Source organism: Candidatus Methylomirabilis sp., assembly GCA_036000645.1.
Taxonomy (GTDB): Bacteria; Methylomirabilota; Methylomirabilia; order Methylomirabilales; family JACPAU01; genus JACPAU01.
Genome location: DASYVA010000080.1, coordinates 1 through 13,250 on the forward strand (window position 1 = coordinate 1; position 13,250 = coordinate 13,250).

The following is a 13,250-nucleotide window of genomic DNA, read 5'->3' on the forward strand; positions in this document are numbered from 1 at the left end:
TACGGATATCCTGGGCGATCCGGGCCATGGCAGTGGTGGCACTCTGGAGCATCCGGGCCGTCACTGCCTGATCGCTGTAGGTCACGGACGTCGTCGTGAAGAAGGTGTACAGGCCCGTGCTGACGATTGCCGTCAGGGCCATGCTGATCAGGAGCTCGACCAGGCTCGATCCCGCCTGCGCGGAGCGTCCACCGGTGAGGATGCCGGTCGTCGAACGCGGGCTCATCGTCCCACCAGCATTTCTGCGTTCACGCGGCCGCCCTGCCAGGCGACCGTGACCACGACTCGCTTCACACCCGGGGTAGGCGTGTTGTCCTGAATGCTGACCGACCGCTGGTGGTCCGGATACGCGACCGCAGGGCTCCCGACCCTGATGGTCCCATACCCCTCAGATGGGAAGTTCCCAGCCGTGACGCTTGCAAAGGCCGTGTTCCGAATGGCCTCCAGCCGGTCGTGGGCCAGGTACACGGCGATGTCCATGGACTTGGACTTCGCATTGGCCGTTACGACCGTGATGGCCAACGCCGCGGCGCCAATCGAGAATACCGCGCCGAAGGCCAGGGCCACGAGGACTTCGGCCAGGCTCGCCCCCTTGGTGGACGAGCAGAGGCGAGCTCTTGGGACAGAAACGGGAGCGTGTGCGACGCTGGGGGCGGCGCGGAGGGCGAGTGTGGCGAGCGCGGCTTGAAGGGGGACCAACCAGGAGCGGCGACCAGCCGAACCGTGCCGGGAAGTCATAGTGCTCCTCCTGTGTGCGGAGGACCACCACGTCCCGGGGAGCTCTGGGCCTCCCTTCCTTCGGTAGCCCGGCTGTCAGGCTTGGAACCTGACCCGTGGCTTTGCGACCCCGCCTCGCGGCGAGTGTGCCCTTATCGGGAAGGGGTCTCCGCCTCAGCCGACGCTTCTGAGGTGCACCGGATATGCCAGCAGGCGCCTGCGAGGACCTACTCCGGGGCACCGCCTATAGCAAATCAAGACGTTAAGCCGGTTCGATGGCCGCCAGCGTTGCCGCTGCCGGGTCCGGAAGCGCCGGAGGGTCTTTGCCGAGGTGAGCAAAAAGGTAACACGATTGGAGGGAAGCGGAACCAGGGCGTCAGGGTTCCGGGAGGAGAGGAAGCGATGCCGCGGCGAGGAGGGAGCCCGGGAGCCAGGTCCACAGGCCTCGCGGCGCGGCTCTTCGGCGATGGCGCTCGCTTCGCGCCCGCATCGACCCGCAGCCCCGCGCCCCTCAGCCGGCTCCCGAGCGCATCGTCCGCGAGGTCACCACGTCCCCCCGCGCCGTCCGCAGCCGGGAGGCGCCGGAGGCCGCGGGTTCTGGGTGCTCCGCCGCGCCTGCGATGCCCTCCGGACCAGGGGCCCTCGAAGAGGGGCCAAGCTGTGGGCCTTGCAGGGCCCCCTCGACCCGCAAACCGTTACACCGGAATGCCGTTTCCATCATCCGGGCAAACGCCCTCAGTCGGCGGCGTGTTCGACGGGTTGCTCCCATGGAGTCGGATGTTGCCGCCGCCCGGGCCGGGCCCACCCAGGTCGCCCGCTGCAGAATAGTCGCTTTCCACCAGCGTGATCTCGAAGATATCGTCGCCGTCCGGTTCTCCCATATCGGTCACTGTGACGAGGAAGGAGCCGGTCTCCCCGGTGTTGGTGGCATACGTTCCGCAGATGCTGCGCGTCTGGGGATCGACGAACACGTACCCCGTGATGCTGGTCGCTTTCACGTGCAGGTCGCTGTCATGGTCGATGTAGTTCAGGTGTCCCCCGAAGGCGCCGTTCTTGACGCCCCCGCCAACGCCGAAGTTCCCCCTCGCGCCCGACGGGGTGCCAAAGATGTAGCCGCCACCGGTCACGAAGTCGGGGGGGACGATCACCTGGGCACCGACGGAACCTCCCGTGAGCGCCAATGCCGCGAGCATGAGGACGAAAAGGGTTCTCTGCATTGGGCTTCCTCCGTGGAGCATGGAAACGACTCGCCGCCGTGTTCTTTGTCAGCCGAAGTGCGGCAATATGTCGGCTCTTCTCTCCCCTGGCTTCGCCCTTCGCTCGGTCCACCAGCGCGAAGGGCGACCGCGGCTACGGCGAGAGCGGCACCGTCTGGCCGAGGAGCGTGGTCGCGGGCTCCGAGACCGTGGCCGACTCCACAGAAGTGACGCCAGCGACGGCGGTTGCGACCGCTACATCTGTCAGGCCGTCTATAGAGGTGACCTTGAGCGCGGTAACCGTGATGCCGCTCGCTGAAGTGCGCACCTCGTTGAGCACGATCGTGGCTCCGGGAAGGGAGATCGTCTGGTTCGGCTCTCCCGTCACCCAGATGGGGACTCCATCGACGGAAAGGCCCTCGACGGCTGGCACGCCGACAGGAACAGCGCCGACCGGCGCCAGCGCCCTTGCCATGACGAATTCGGCGGCGATGGCGTTTCCCGCCACCGTGAGGCCCAGGTTCGCCAGCGAGGCTTCGGAGCCCACTGCACCACTGGCATCCGACCCCTGGACCGAGCTAATTGCCGTGGCGTGAAGCACTTCCGCCTGGAGCAGGGAAGGGATGCTTCCCGTGAGTTGTGATGCTTCCCGAGCGTCATTTGCATCGACGAGCGTTCCGGTGTGGGAGAGGGCCGTCGTCGTTCCGAGAACGGTCGCTTGGACAGCACTGGCGTATCCGCTGACGGACTGGGCGTCGCTGGTTGTGGACCATAGCAACAGACTGGCCACCCCCACTACGACTGTGACCAACCTCCACCGAGGAGTTCTTTGTCTCATGGGAACCTCCCAATTTCGACTGACTGCGCCCATGCATCTGGCCCATAACACACGCGGTGCCCCGCGAGGGCACCGTTGATTGCACCTAGTCGGCTTTCAGGCTTCCCCCCTTTCCGGGCCAGGGGTGCATCTGCCCCCCCAGTGGGGGTGGACCCCCCGTGGGGAGGAACGTTCGCGCGCGGAGGGGCAGCATGTGCAGCTCACAAACGGTCGGCCCAAATCTCCTCGAAGCCGGGCCGAGTCATCGCGGGTCATCATGGTCAGCAGGGGGGGATTGTGCAATTGGGTCATTCCCCGATTTTGCCATAGGAAAATCCCTGCAGGATGATTCAGTGGTTTACCTAGTCCCGCTGGTGGAATAACGCAGATAAATCGATGAAAATCCAGAAATTACAGTTCAATATGAAGACATTCCTCATAAAGAGTCTTGCAGTAATGAGCGTTAGCTCCGATCGCCGGACACGCTCCATCATGGGGCCCTGGCGCGGAAGGCGGGTGTGACAACCAGGCACGGTGCTGCCCCCCGGGGAGAGGTTGCAGCGGCTGGCCTCCACCGCCAGCGCACCGGATCCGAGCCGGGCCCATCTGCCGAATCGGGATCCAGCGAGCGAGACCCCCGCCACCACGAAGCCCCTAGCTGGCTCCGGGCCGACGCCCAGGGATTGGGACCTGCCCCATCGAGGGGGCGAGGGGGTGGGGGCAGCAGCTCTGCAGCGCAGGCCTCTCCCCGCGGCCGTGGCCCGCGGGAGGCTGTAGTGGCAAGTCGTCATTGACCGGCCAGAGACCCGCAACGATAATGGGCGGACGCCTTTCTCCAACAACAGGAGGTGAGCGATGGCGCGCCTGGTCAAGCACGAGCGGAACAAGCCCTACCGGATCACGCCGGAGGAGGTGAAGGGGCCCATCTGGCTGTGCGCCTGCGGCCTCTCGAAGAACAAACCCTACTGCGACAGCTCCCACAAGAAGACGCTGGACGAGCAGGTTGGGGACGTCTACGTGTACGACGAGCAGAGCAGGGTGAAGGTGGAGAGCCAGTACTGACCCGGCAGTCGGCGGGCGGTCCCGACCGTCCGCCGGCTGTCTGTCCTTTGGAGGGGCCATGGAGAGCCTGCAGGAGCGGACGGCGCGCAGGAAGCGCCTGAACGGGAAGATCCTGGCCAGCCCGATGCGGGTCTACGCCGCGTTCCGGGGAACCGGGGAGGGGGTCTTCACCGACGGGGCGCTGAGCAAGAAGCACAAGGAGTTGATGGCCCTGGCCGTGGCGGTGAGCCAGAACTGCTTCGACTGAATCGACCATCGAGTCGAGGAGGTCCTCGACGCGGGAGCCACGATGGGCGAGATCGCGGAGACCCTGGACGTGGGGTTGCTGATGGGCGGAACCCTGTCCGCCAAGGCGGTCCGGCACGCCTTCGCGGTGCTGGAGGACCTCCAGGGGGAGGGGCGGCCGGCGTGAGAGAGGAGGTGGCAGCCTTCCTCCGGGAGCACGAGGCGGCCGTGCGTCCCCTGGAGAAGGCCCTGAACGAGGCGGCCTGGCAGCTGGCGCTCACGGGGGAGGACCGCTGGAAGGAGGAGGTGGTCCGGCTGGCCATCGCCCGGCGGGGCCTCTCCGCGGACCCGGTCGGATACCGCCGCCTTCACGACTGGCACGGGCGCCGGGCGGACCTGGCCGATCCGATCCAGGCCCGCCAGGTCCGGCAACTCTTCCTGGAATTCCGGGCGAGCCAGATGGACCCCGAGACCCTCGAGGCGCTGGAGCGCCTGGCGGCGGAGGCGGAGCAACGCTTCGATACGTTCCGGAGCACGCTGGCTGGCCAGCCCGCCACAGCCAACGCGCTGGAGGAGATCCTGCGCGCCTCCGACGACGGGCCGGCCCGACAGCGGGCGTGGGAAGCCTCGCAGCAGATCGGGCCCGAGGTCGCCCCGCTCGTCCAGGAGATGGTCCGGCACCGCAACCGGGTCGCCCGGGGGATGGGGTTCCCCGACCACTTCGCCTTTGCCCTGGAGACCCGGGAGCTGGCGGAGAGCCCGCTCTTTGTCCTGCTGGAGGAGGTGGATCGCCGGACCGCCGGCCCGTTCCTCGTCGAGAAGGCGCGCCTGGACGCGGAGCTGTGCGCCCGGTTCGGTGTGATCGCGGGAGACCTCCGCCCCTGGCACTACGCCGACCCCTTTTTCCAGCACCCGCCCCCCCGCCGTGATCTGGCCCTCGATGCCCTCTTCGCGGGGGCGGATCTACCGGCGCTCATGGTGGCGAGCTTCGATGGGATCGGCTTGGAGGTGCGGGATATCCTGGCGCGCAGCGACCTCTTCGAGAAGCCGGGGAAATCCCAGCACGGCTTCTGCGCGGACATCGATCGAGAAGGGGATATCCGGATTCTCTGCAATCTCGTCGGGAACGAGCATTGGATGCGGACGCTTTTGCACGAGGGGGGCCACGCCGTCTACGACAAGTACGTTGACCGGAGCCTCCCCTACTTCCTGCGGAGACCGGCCCACGCTTGCACCACGGAGGCGGTGGCCATGCTCCTGGAGCGGCAGATCTACCAGGCGCCGTGGCTCACGGCCGTAGCCGGACTGCCCGCCGGCGAGGCCGCGGCTCTGGCCGCCGCCGCCGCGGCGCACCACCGCTTTGGCCTGCTGCTCTTCGCCCGGTGGGCCCTGGTGATGATTCACTTCGAGCGGGCGCTCTACAGAACGCCGGAGGCCGACCTGGACCGGCTCTGGTGGACGCTCAAGGCCCGCTTCCAGGGCCTCACGCCCCCCGTGGCGCGCCGGGGCCCCGACTGGGCGGCAAAGCTGCACCTGGCCCTGGCGCCGGTCTACTACCAGAATTATCTTCTGGGGGAGCTGTTCGCGAGCCAGCTTCACCGGGCGATCCAGGGGTGGGTGCCCGGGGGGCGCCTCGCCCTGAATCCCGCTGCGGGGGCCTTCCTGCGGGAGCGGGTCTTCGCCCCGGCCAACCGGTGGCCCTGGCCGCGGCTCGTGGCGGAGGCGACGGAGGGCCCCCTCAGCCCGGAGGCCTTCGCCGCCGAGGCCGGGGCGGAAGGGCGTTGAGGGTGAGGAGGCCGCTGTGGTATCGATGGAGCGAGGGCCCCGCGAAGCGGGCCGGGAGGGGGAGGACTCTGTGAGCGAGCAGGAAGCGATCCGGCCGGGGCACCTGGTCGTGGTGGTGGGGGGGGCCGTGGCCGGCGCCGAGGCGGTGGCTCAGTTCACGGCCCGCGGGGTCCGCTGCATCGTCCTGGAGCAGAACGTCCGGCCCTACGGGAAGATCGAGGACGGCCTCCCCCGCTGGCACGTCAAGCTCCGGGCCCAGGAGTACGCCAAGATTGATCAGAAGCTCGCCCACCCGCTGGTCCACTTTGTCCCGCGGACGAAGCTCAGCCGGGACATCGGCCTGAAGGATCTCTTGGCGTGGAAGCCCAGCGCGATCATCCTCGCCAACGGGGCCTGGCGGGACCGCTCCCTCCCCCTGGAGGGTGTGGACGCCTACGTGGGCCGGGGCTTCTACTATCAGAACCCCTTCGTGTACTGGTTCAACCACTACGACGACCCGGACTACAGCGGCCCGGCCGTGGAGTTCGCCGACGGCGGGATCGTGGTGGGAGGCGGGCTCGCCTCGCTGGATGTGGTGAAGATCCTCATGCTGGAGGCGGTGACCCGCGCGCTCCGGGCGCGAGGGATGCCGGCCGATCCCGTCTCCCTCGAGCACGGAGGGCTGAAGCGGGCCCTGGAGGAGCGGGGGCTCACCCTGGAGGCGCTGGGGGTCAAGGGGTGCACCCTCTTCTACCGGCGGACCGTCGAGGACATGCCGCTGGCCGAACCCCCGGAGAATGCCACCCCCCAGCAACTCGAGCGGAATCGGCAGACCCGGCGGAAGCTCCTGCAGAACTTCCAGGACCGGTTCCTCTTCCGGTTCCAGGAGCGCTCGGTTCCCGTGGGGTTCCTGACCGAGGGGGATCGTCTGGCCGGCCTGACCATCGCCCGGACGGAGCTGAAGGACCGCCGGGTCATCACGGTCCCGGGGTCGGAGGCGCCCGTCCGGGCGCCCCTCACCATCAGCAGTATCGGGAGCATCCCGGAGCCGGTCGCCGCGCTCCCGATGGCGGGGGAGCTCTACCGCATCAAGGATCCGCGGACGGGGGAGATGGAGGGCCTGCCGGGGGTCTTCGCCCTCGGCAACGCGGTGACCGGGAAGGGGAACATCCAGGCCTCCCTGAAGCACGGACGACTGGTGGCCCGGCACATCCTGGAGAACTACCTCACCGGAGCCGCGACCGGGTACGAGGAGATCTTGGAGGAGACGGCGACCGAAGCCCGGGAGAAAGCCGCGGCCGTGGCGGAGCGCATCCAGGCCGGCCCCCTCCTTCCCGCGGAGCGCATCGCCGCCATCCTGCAGGACGTCCGGGCCCTTCAGGCCGCCCTGGGCTACCCCGGAGACTACCGGGCCTATATCGCCAGCGTCCCCCCGACCTCCTGACGCCCTCCGCCCCCCGCTCGCCCGACGACGGTCGGACCGGCCGCCGAGCGCCTCGTCAGCGCGTCCGTGATCGCGCCTGGAGGTGGACCCTCCACGGCGTTCATCGCCAGCGTCTCAGCGGAGGAGACGGTCCCGGGGGAAGAGGTCGCGGAGCAGGAGGGCGAGGAAGAGGTTCCCGGCGATCTGCAGCCGCCCCGTGTCGAAGAGGGCCCGGGCCTTCACGGCGCCCGTGATCACCGCCACGCAGTCGGCGGCGCTCAGGGTCAGCACGACGTTCGGGCCCGGGTGGCGCCCCTCGCCGACCGTGCAGGCGCCGCCCTGGATGGCCAGGAAGTACGTGGCGCCCCCCTCCCCGGTGAGGTCGAACTGGACGACCCCCTCGACGCCGGCGGCAGCTCCCGGGTCCAGGGCGGCCGGCAGGCGCGCAAGGAGGGCGGCGAGGTCTGGTGGCGCGTCCGGCGTCCGGGGTGCCTCGTCTCCCGCCATCGCCCCCTCCCCTCTACCGCGGACCCGCTTCGCGCCGGCCGGGTCTCCCGGGCCTCAGGGTCCCCAGGTGGCCCGGAGGGAGGCGTAGACGGAGAAATCCGCGCTGGCCTCCACGCTCCGGACCGGCTGGAACCAGAAGTCCTCGATGATCCCCACGTCCAGGAGGAGATTGGGGCGCAGCAGGAACCGGAGGCCCACCTGGAACTGGAAGATCGGGTCGTCCAGGAAGGCCAGGCCGGTGCCGGAGAAGGGCGCGCTGATCCCCTCCACCTGGACGAGGAAGGCGGAGGTCTCCGTCAGGGCCACTTCGAGTCCGAGAAGCCCGGAGACGATTGGGTTCACGCTCTCCCCGCGGAAGCGCCCCAGGGGGAGCGTGCCGCTCAGGTTGGCGTAGGCGGCGAGCGGCGGTCGACGGAGGTCTCCGGCGATCCCCAGCGCGAGGTCCACATCGCCGCTCCCGGTGGCGCGGCTCGGCCTGCCGGTGGGGAGCTTCACGCCGGCCCGAAGGGCCAGGCTGGCGTCCGGCTCCTCCCAGAGGGCGTGCTTTGCCGTGAGGGCCAGGTCCCCGATGTCCCAGTCGCCGCTCTCCCCCTGGAGGAAGGCCCCGCCGTTGCGCGTGATGCTATAGCGGTACCGGTTCTGTCCCCCCACGCTCACCTCGTCCCGCCGCAGGTCCCGCCGCATGTCAATGAGGTGCTCGAAGGCGTCGATGAAGGAATCCAGAATCCCGCCCCACCCGTAGACGATAGGAAGCTCGATCCCCCCCTCCCCTCCAGGCCAGAGGCCACGCCGGACGGTCACGTTCAGCCGCGTCTGCTCGAAGTTCAGGACCCCCGCAAAGCCGGCCGGGGAGGGCCCCTCCGCTACGAGGGTGTTGGTCTCCACCAGGTCCGCCCGGACCTCCCAGACCTCCCGGGGGACGGGGCGCGCCCCCTCCGGGGCGAGCTGGAGGAACAGGAGCTGGACCGGGGACTGGTTCCGGATGGGCAGAGGTCCCTTCCCCAGGATGGCCGGGGACCCCGGGAACGCCGGGGCTGGCCGGAGCGCAGGGGGCACCCCCAGGGCGAGGAGGAGGAGGCCAGCAAGCCAGGCGCGCGCCATGCCCATGGCGGTCCCTCCCCCGGCCGCCGCCGCCGAGACGGGGGCCGGAGGGCCATTCTAGGGCGGCCCGCTCGGGTCTCCAATCGAAATCGCGACCCGGGGCATTTCCTTTTCGCCGCCCCTGAGCGACAATGGCGTGGGGGAGGGGATGCGAGTCAGGTTTGTCCACGTGTCGGGAGGCCGGCGAGGCGCCGAGCAGGTCTTCGACCAGGACCGGGTGACGATCGGCAGCGCCCCGGACAACGACCTCCGCTTCGATGGTACCTCGGATCCCGGCGTGGCCCCCCACCATGCCGAGGCGCGTGTCGAGGGGGGCGAGGTCCTCCTGGCCGACCGGGGGAGCGGCCGCGGCCTGTTCGTCAATGGGGAACCCGTCCGCACGGTCGCCCTCCGGGACGGGGACCTCGTGGAGGTGGGAGAGGGGGGGCCGAAGCTCCGGTTCCACCGCGCTCCGGAGGTCGCCTCCAAGCCGCTGCGGAGCCTCGTGGCCGACGCGGGCGCTCTGGTCCGCGCGGCCCGGCGGGGTCGGGTCGGGAGCGCAACGGCCTTTCTCCGGTACCTCGCGATCGCGGTCGGCCGCGAGGCCTCCCCCGCTGTCCGGCTCGCCTTCGTCCTTGGCCTCCTCCTGATGGTGCTCTTCCTCGTCGGCGTCCCGATCGTGCTGGTGGCGGGGCAGTGGCAGCTCCGGCAGGCCAGGACGGTCATCGCCGGGCTCTCGGTGCAGCTCCGACAGGAGCGCCTCTTCCGGGAGGGGCTGCACCAGCGGGTGGAGGCCGCCCGGCGGGCCGTGGAGGAGCAGCAGCAGGCGCTGACCTCCGGTCTGGAGAGCCTCCGACGGGAGCGGGATCGGCTGCGCGGTGATCTGGCCACCACCGAGGGTCGGCTCCAGCGCCTCGAGACGGCCCAGAGTGCCGGGGAGCGGATCATCGCCCGCGTCGCGGGCGGGGTCGCCTTGCTCCAGGTCCTCGTGGGGTTCGAGGATGGGGAGGGGCGGCGGCTGCGCTACACCCTCGGCCCGGAGGGGAAGCCCCTCCTCGGCCCAGGGGGGGATCCCGCCCTGACGGTGGAAGGCGACGGGCCCCCGGCCACGCGCCACTTCGTAGGGACCGGATTTCTGGTGAGGGCCGACGGACAACTGCTCACCAGCCGGCACGTGGTCGAGCCCTGGCAGGGGGCGGGGGAGGTCTTTGCCCCCTTCCGCACCGCCGGTTTCCGTCCGGTTCCCCTCCTTCGCCGGGCCTTTTTCCCCGGCATCCCCCGTCCGTTTCCCCTCACCGTCGCCCGAGTTTCCGAGGAGGCCGACGTGGCGGTCCTGAAGTTCGAGCCGGGGAAAGCCCGGCTGCCGGTCCTGGAGCTGGACCGGACGGGCCAGGATGCCGCCCCGGGTCGATCGGTCCTCGTCATCGGCTACCCGGCAGGCCTGGAGGCCATCCTGGCCAAGGCCCCGCCGAATGTCCTGGACCAGCTCGTGGCGCTGGAGCTGAGCGACCTGGTCCAGGTGGTGGAAGCGTTAGCCACCCGCCGCCTCATCCGTCCGGCCGCCACCCGGGGATTCCTCGGGGACGTCCTCCCGCATGAGATGACCTTCGACGCGCAGACCACGATCGGCGGGAGCGGGGGCCCGGTCGTGGCCATGACCGGGCGGGTGGTCGGGGTCTCCTACGCGGTCCTCCGCCAGTTTGGCGGGTCGAACTTCGCGGTCCCGGTCCGCCTCGTCCTCCCCCTCCTCAGGGGTTCCTGATCCCTCTAGATCCTCACCCTTAGGCCCTGTAAGTCCTTGTGTGGAATGGAATTTGCACCCCTCGTGGGCACCTTCCACAGACCGGGTTGGCAAGCCGGAGAGAGGGGGGCTGTGCCCATTCAGGTGGTGGGCCGGACGGATTCCGGGCGGCAGCGCGATCACAACGAAGACAGCCTTTTGGCCGACCCCGAGGCCGGTCTGTTCGCTGTCGCCGACGGAATGGGGGGACACGAGGCGGGGGAGGTGGCAAGCGCCCTGGCGCTCTCCGCCCTCCGGGAGGCCCTGGCTCCACGAGGCCAGCTTCCCGCGGCGCTCCAAGCCCCGGCCCTCGAGGCGCTGGCCGAGGGGGTCCGCGTGGCCAACCGCCGGGTGTTCGAGGCCGGGCGGCACCGGCCCGCGGACGCCCGGATGGGGACCACGCTGGTCAGCGCCCTCGTCGAGGACGAAAAGGCCGCCTTCGCTTCGGTCGGGGACAGCCGCATCTATCGGGTCCGGGAGGGGGCGCTCGATCAGCTCTCGCGCGACCACTCGCTGGTCGGGGAGCTCGTGGCGCGGGGGGAGATGACCGCGGAGGAGGCCCGCCTCTCCCCTCACAAGCACGTCATCACGCGCGCGCTCGGGATGCAGCCGGCCGTCGACATGGATGCGTGGAGCGAGGCCTTGCAATCCGGGGACCTCTTCCTCTTCTGCTCGGATGGCCTGACCGACGAGGTCACCGACCCCGAGATCCTGGAAACCCTCCTGGCCGGCAGCTCCGATCTGGAGGCTGCCTGCCAGGCGCTGATTGATCTGGCGAACCGGCGCGGGGGGCGGGACAACATCACTGCCCTCCTCGTCCGGTTCGAGCCCCCCCCGGCTCTCGGCTAGGGCGCGCTCGGCCAAGGAGGCCCCATGTCTGCGCCTCGTTTCCCCGCCTGCGGCGCCCCTGTCGCCCCTCCCGGCAGCCGCTACCAGGGGTTCGATGAGATGTACCGGAGCCTCCTCGGGGCGGGGCGGACCGCCAGCGGCTACTTCGTCCTGGGCCTCGGGGAGGAGGCCCGGTACTTGTTCGTCCTCGGGGGGCTTCCGTACGGGGCCGGTCGGGCGCAGGGGGACCGTCTGGGGAGCACCCCCATCGGGGATTTCTTCGGTGCCTACGCCGCGCATCCCACGGCCCCGCTCCTCTTCTGCCCGGCCGATGCCTTCCTGATTCACGGGCTCCTGGTCCTCTTCGGCAGCCGCCCGTCGGTTCAGGTGACGAGTGACCTGGTCGACGTGCAGGGGGTCCTGGAACGGCTGGCCGCGCGGGGCGTCAGCACCGTCCTGGCCCTCCGGCAGGGGGAGCGGATCCACCTGGCCCTGTGCCCTGCCGGTCGCCCGGCCCGGACCTACTTCGTGCCGGACGGCGCCGATCTGCCGGCGGACGAGGACGCGCAGGATTCCCTCCTCGCGTTTGTCTATACCCGGCAGGGCGGGCAGGCGATGGCCCTGGACGTGTACGAGGGGCTGGAGGTCCCTCCAGCAGCAGACGCCTGCCTCGTGAATCCCCCCCCGGGGCGGCGCTGGACCCAGCACTACCGCCCCGCCACCATCGCCCCCGCGGCCTCGCCGGCCACCCCCGCCTCTACCCCCATGCCGCAGGCGGAGGTCACCGTGATGCTTGGAGACCGGATCCTCCAGACGGTCCCACTGGGCAAGGCCCGGTTCACCATCGGTCGCGCGCCCGGAAACGATCTGGTCATCGAGAATGCCGGCGTCTCCCGACTGCACGCCGTCATCCGGTTCGAGGGACAGGGGTTCGTCCTGGAGGACCAGCGGAGCGCCAACGGCACCTTCCTCAACCGGGAGCGGGTCACCACCCAGGCTCTGCGGGACGGGAACGAGATCGGCATCCTGAAGCACCGCCTGATCTTCCGGTGCGGGGCGGCGCGGGAAGTCGAGGCCGCCGCACCGGGCAGGCCCAGCCCTCCGGTGACCGTCCACGTGGGCACCCGTGAGCTGGAGCGCCTCCTGGGGAAAGGGCCGGCCGCCGGCGCGCGGCTTCTCGTCCCGGGCCGGGAGCCAGTCCTCCTGGGTGGGGCGCCGGTGACCATCGGGAGCGGGGAAGAGGCCACCGTGCGGGTGGCGGGCCTCCTGGTGAAAAGGGTCCACGCCCGGATCACCCGGGAGGCGGATGGCCGGTTCCGGTTGACCCACCTGGGAGGCCTCAGTCCAACCAAGGTGAACGGGGAGCGGGTGGCGGAGCAACTCCTGCGGGATGGAGACGTGATCGCCATCGGGGGCATGGAGTTCACCGTCCGCCTGGCGGAGGGGGTCGCCGCGACGGACCGCCCCGCCCGGGCGTGAGGGGCGGCGTGCGGTACTCGTCCAGCCGTCGCCGTCTCACCTGCACGCTCACCGGCCTGCCGGGCGCGCTGCTCGCCTCGGCGGGGCCGGCCCTGGCCGGCCCGATCGCGGACCTCCGCCGGCAGGTGGCCCAGTCCGGCTGGGCCCTCAACCAGAATCCCCTCCTCCGCTACGCCCTCATCGCCCTGCTCTTCCTGCTCGCCTTCACCCTCGCGCGCCGGCTCCTCTGGCCGCTGGTGCAGCGGCGCTTCGGTTCCAGGCCCGCTCAGGTGGTCGCCAGGGCGATCGGGCAGGTGGGGCTGCTGCGCCAGGCCTGGCGCTACAAGCGGGCGGGGGACTATGCGGGGGCCGGGGCCTGCTACGAGGAGATGG

15 protein-coding genes and 1 riboswitch are annotated in these 13,250 nt (G+C 70.2%); of the genes, 9 read left to right on the forward strand and 6 right to left on the reverse strand.

The genetic code is table 11. The annotated features are described in order from the left end of the window. The 4 genes from VGT06_04660 to VGT06_04675 all read right to left on the reverse strand — a co-directional run. Positions 1-226: prepilin-type N-terminal cleavage/methylation domain-containing protein (locus VGT06_04660; GenBank protein ID HEV8662422.1), on the reverse strand; the 226-nt coding region annotated here is incomplete at its 3' end. Continuing rightward, complete coding sequence (locus VGT06_04665; protein HEV8662423.1) at positions 223-738, reverse strand: hypothetical protein; 516 nt, start codon at positions 736-738, stop codon at positions 223-225. The genes VGT06_04665 and VGT06_04660, both read right to left, overlap by 4 nt. 59 nt (positions 739-797) lie before the next feature. Next, a riboswitch (cyclic di-GMP riboswitch) is annotated at positions 798-878 on the reverse strand. A 534-nt stretch (positions 879-1,412) separates the two neighbouring features. Then, a complete protein-coding gene (locus VGT06_04670; GenBank protein ID HEV8662424.1) occupies positions 1,413-1,934 on the reverse strand; it encodes a post-COAP-1 domain-containing protein in 522 nt (173 codons plus the stop codon). 133 nt (positions 1,935-2,067) lie between these two features. Then, complete coding sequence (locus VGT06_04675) at positions 2,068-2,724, reverse strand: choice-of-anchor P family protein (GenBank protein ID HEV8662425.1); 657 nt, start codon at positions 2,722-2,724, stop codon at positions 2,068-2,070. 861 nt (positions 2,725-3,585) lie between these two features. On the opposite strand from VGT06_04675, the gene VGT06_04680 reads away from it, so the two are divergent. The 5 genes from VGT06_04680 (at position 3,586) to VGT06_04700 (ending at position 7,225) form a co-directional block, all read left to right on the forward strand. Then, on the forward strand, positions 3,586-3,792 hold the full coding sequence (locus VGT06_04680; protein ID HEV8662426.1) for a CDGSH iron-sulfur domain-containing protein: 207 nt from the start codon (positions 3,586-3,588) through the stop codon (positions 3,790-3,792). A gap of 58 nt (positions 3,793-3,850) precedes the next feature. Further along, positions 3,851-4,039 (forward strand): carboxymuconolactone decarboxylase family protein, encoded by a 189-nt coding sequence (locus VGT06_04685; GenBank protein HEV8662427.1) that lies wholly within the window; start codon positions 3,851-3,853, stop codon positions 4,037-4,039. 42 nt (positions 4,040-4,081) lie between these two features. Next, positions 4,082-4,204: a hypothetical protein gene (locus VGT06_04690; GenBank protein ID HEV8662428.1), complete on the forward strand. Its 123-nt coding sequence runs from the start codon at positions 4,082-4,084 to the stop codon at positions 4,202-4,204. Beyond that, entirely contained in the window at positions 4,201-5,802 is a 1,602-nt protein-coding gene (locus tag VGT06_04695) for a M2 family metallopeptidase (GenBank protein HEV8662429.1), read from the forward strand. Before VGT06_04690 ends, VGT06_04695 begins: the two co-directional genes overlap by 4 nt. A 70-nt stretch (positions 5,803-5,872) precedes the next feature. After that, on the forward strand, positions 5,873-7,225 hold the full coding sequence (locus tag VGT06_04700) for a hypothetical protein (protein HEV8662430.1): 1,353 nt from the start codon (positions 5,873-5,875) through the stop codon (positions 7,223-7,225). A gap of 114 nt (positions 7,226-7,339) precedes the next feature. Here VGT06_04700 and VGT06_04705 read toward each other — a convergent pair whose 3' ends face one another. Together VGT06_04705 and VGT06_04710 are read right to left on the reverse strand one after the other, a co-directional pair. Further along, positions 7,340-7,711: an SCP2 sterol-binding domain-containing protein gene (locus VGT06_04705; protein ID HEV8662431.1), complete on the reverse strand. Its 372-nt coding sequence runs from the start codon at positions 7,709-7,711 to the stop codon at positions 7,340-7,342. Between the two features lie 54 nt (positions 7,712-7,765). Continuing rightward, positions 7,766-8,818 (reverse strand): DUF3187 family protein, encoded by a 1,053-nt coding sequence (locus tag VGT06_04710; protein HEV8662432.1) that lies wholly within the window; start codon positions 8,816-8,818, stop codon positions 7,766-7,768. 142 nt (positions 8,819-8,960) lie between these two features. On the opposite strand from VGT06_04710, the gene VGT06_04715 reads away from it, so the two are divergent. From VGT06_04715 to VGT06_04730, 4 genes are all read left to right on the forward strand, one after another. Continuing rightward, a complete protein-coding gene (locus tag VGT06_04715; protein ID HEV8662433.1) occupies positions 8,961-10,553 on the forward strand; it encodes a trypsin-like peptidase domain-containing protein in 1,593 nt (530 codons plus the stop codon). Positions 10,554-10,664: 111 nt separating this feature from the next. Continuing rightward, on the forward strand, positions 10,665-11,420 hold the full coding sequence (locus VGT06_04720) for a Stp1/IreP family PP2C-type Ser/Thr phosphatase (GenBank protein ID HEV8662434.1): 756 nt from the start codon (positions 10,665-10,667) through the stop codon (positions 11,418-11,420). A gap of 24 nt (positions 11,421-11,444) precedes the next feature. Next, positions 11,445-12,878 carry an FHA domain-containing protein gene (locus VGT06_04725; GenBank protein ID HEV8662435.1) on the forward strand — a complete coding sequence of 478 codons (1,434 nt, stop codon included), beginning with the start codon at positions 11,445-11,447 and terminating at the stop codon, positions 12,876-12,878. Positions 12,879-12,886: 8 nt separating this feature from the next. Beyond that, positions 12,887-13,250 (forward strand): hypothetical protein (locus VGT06_04730; GenBank protein ID HEV8662436.1); only part of this gene is annotated, 364 nt, incomplete at its 3' end.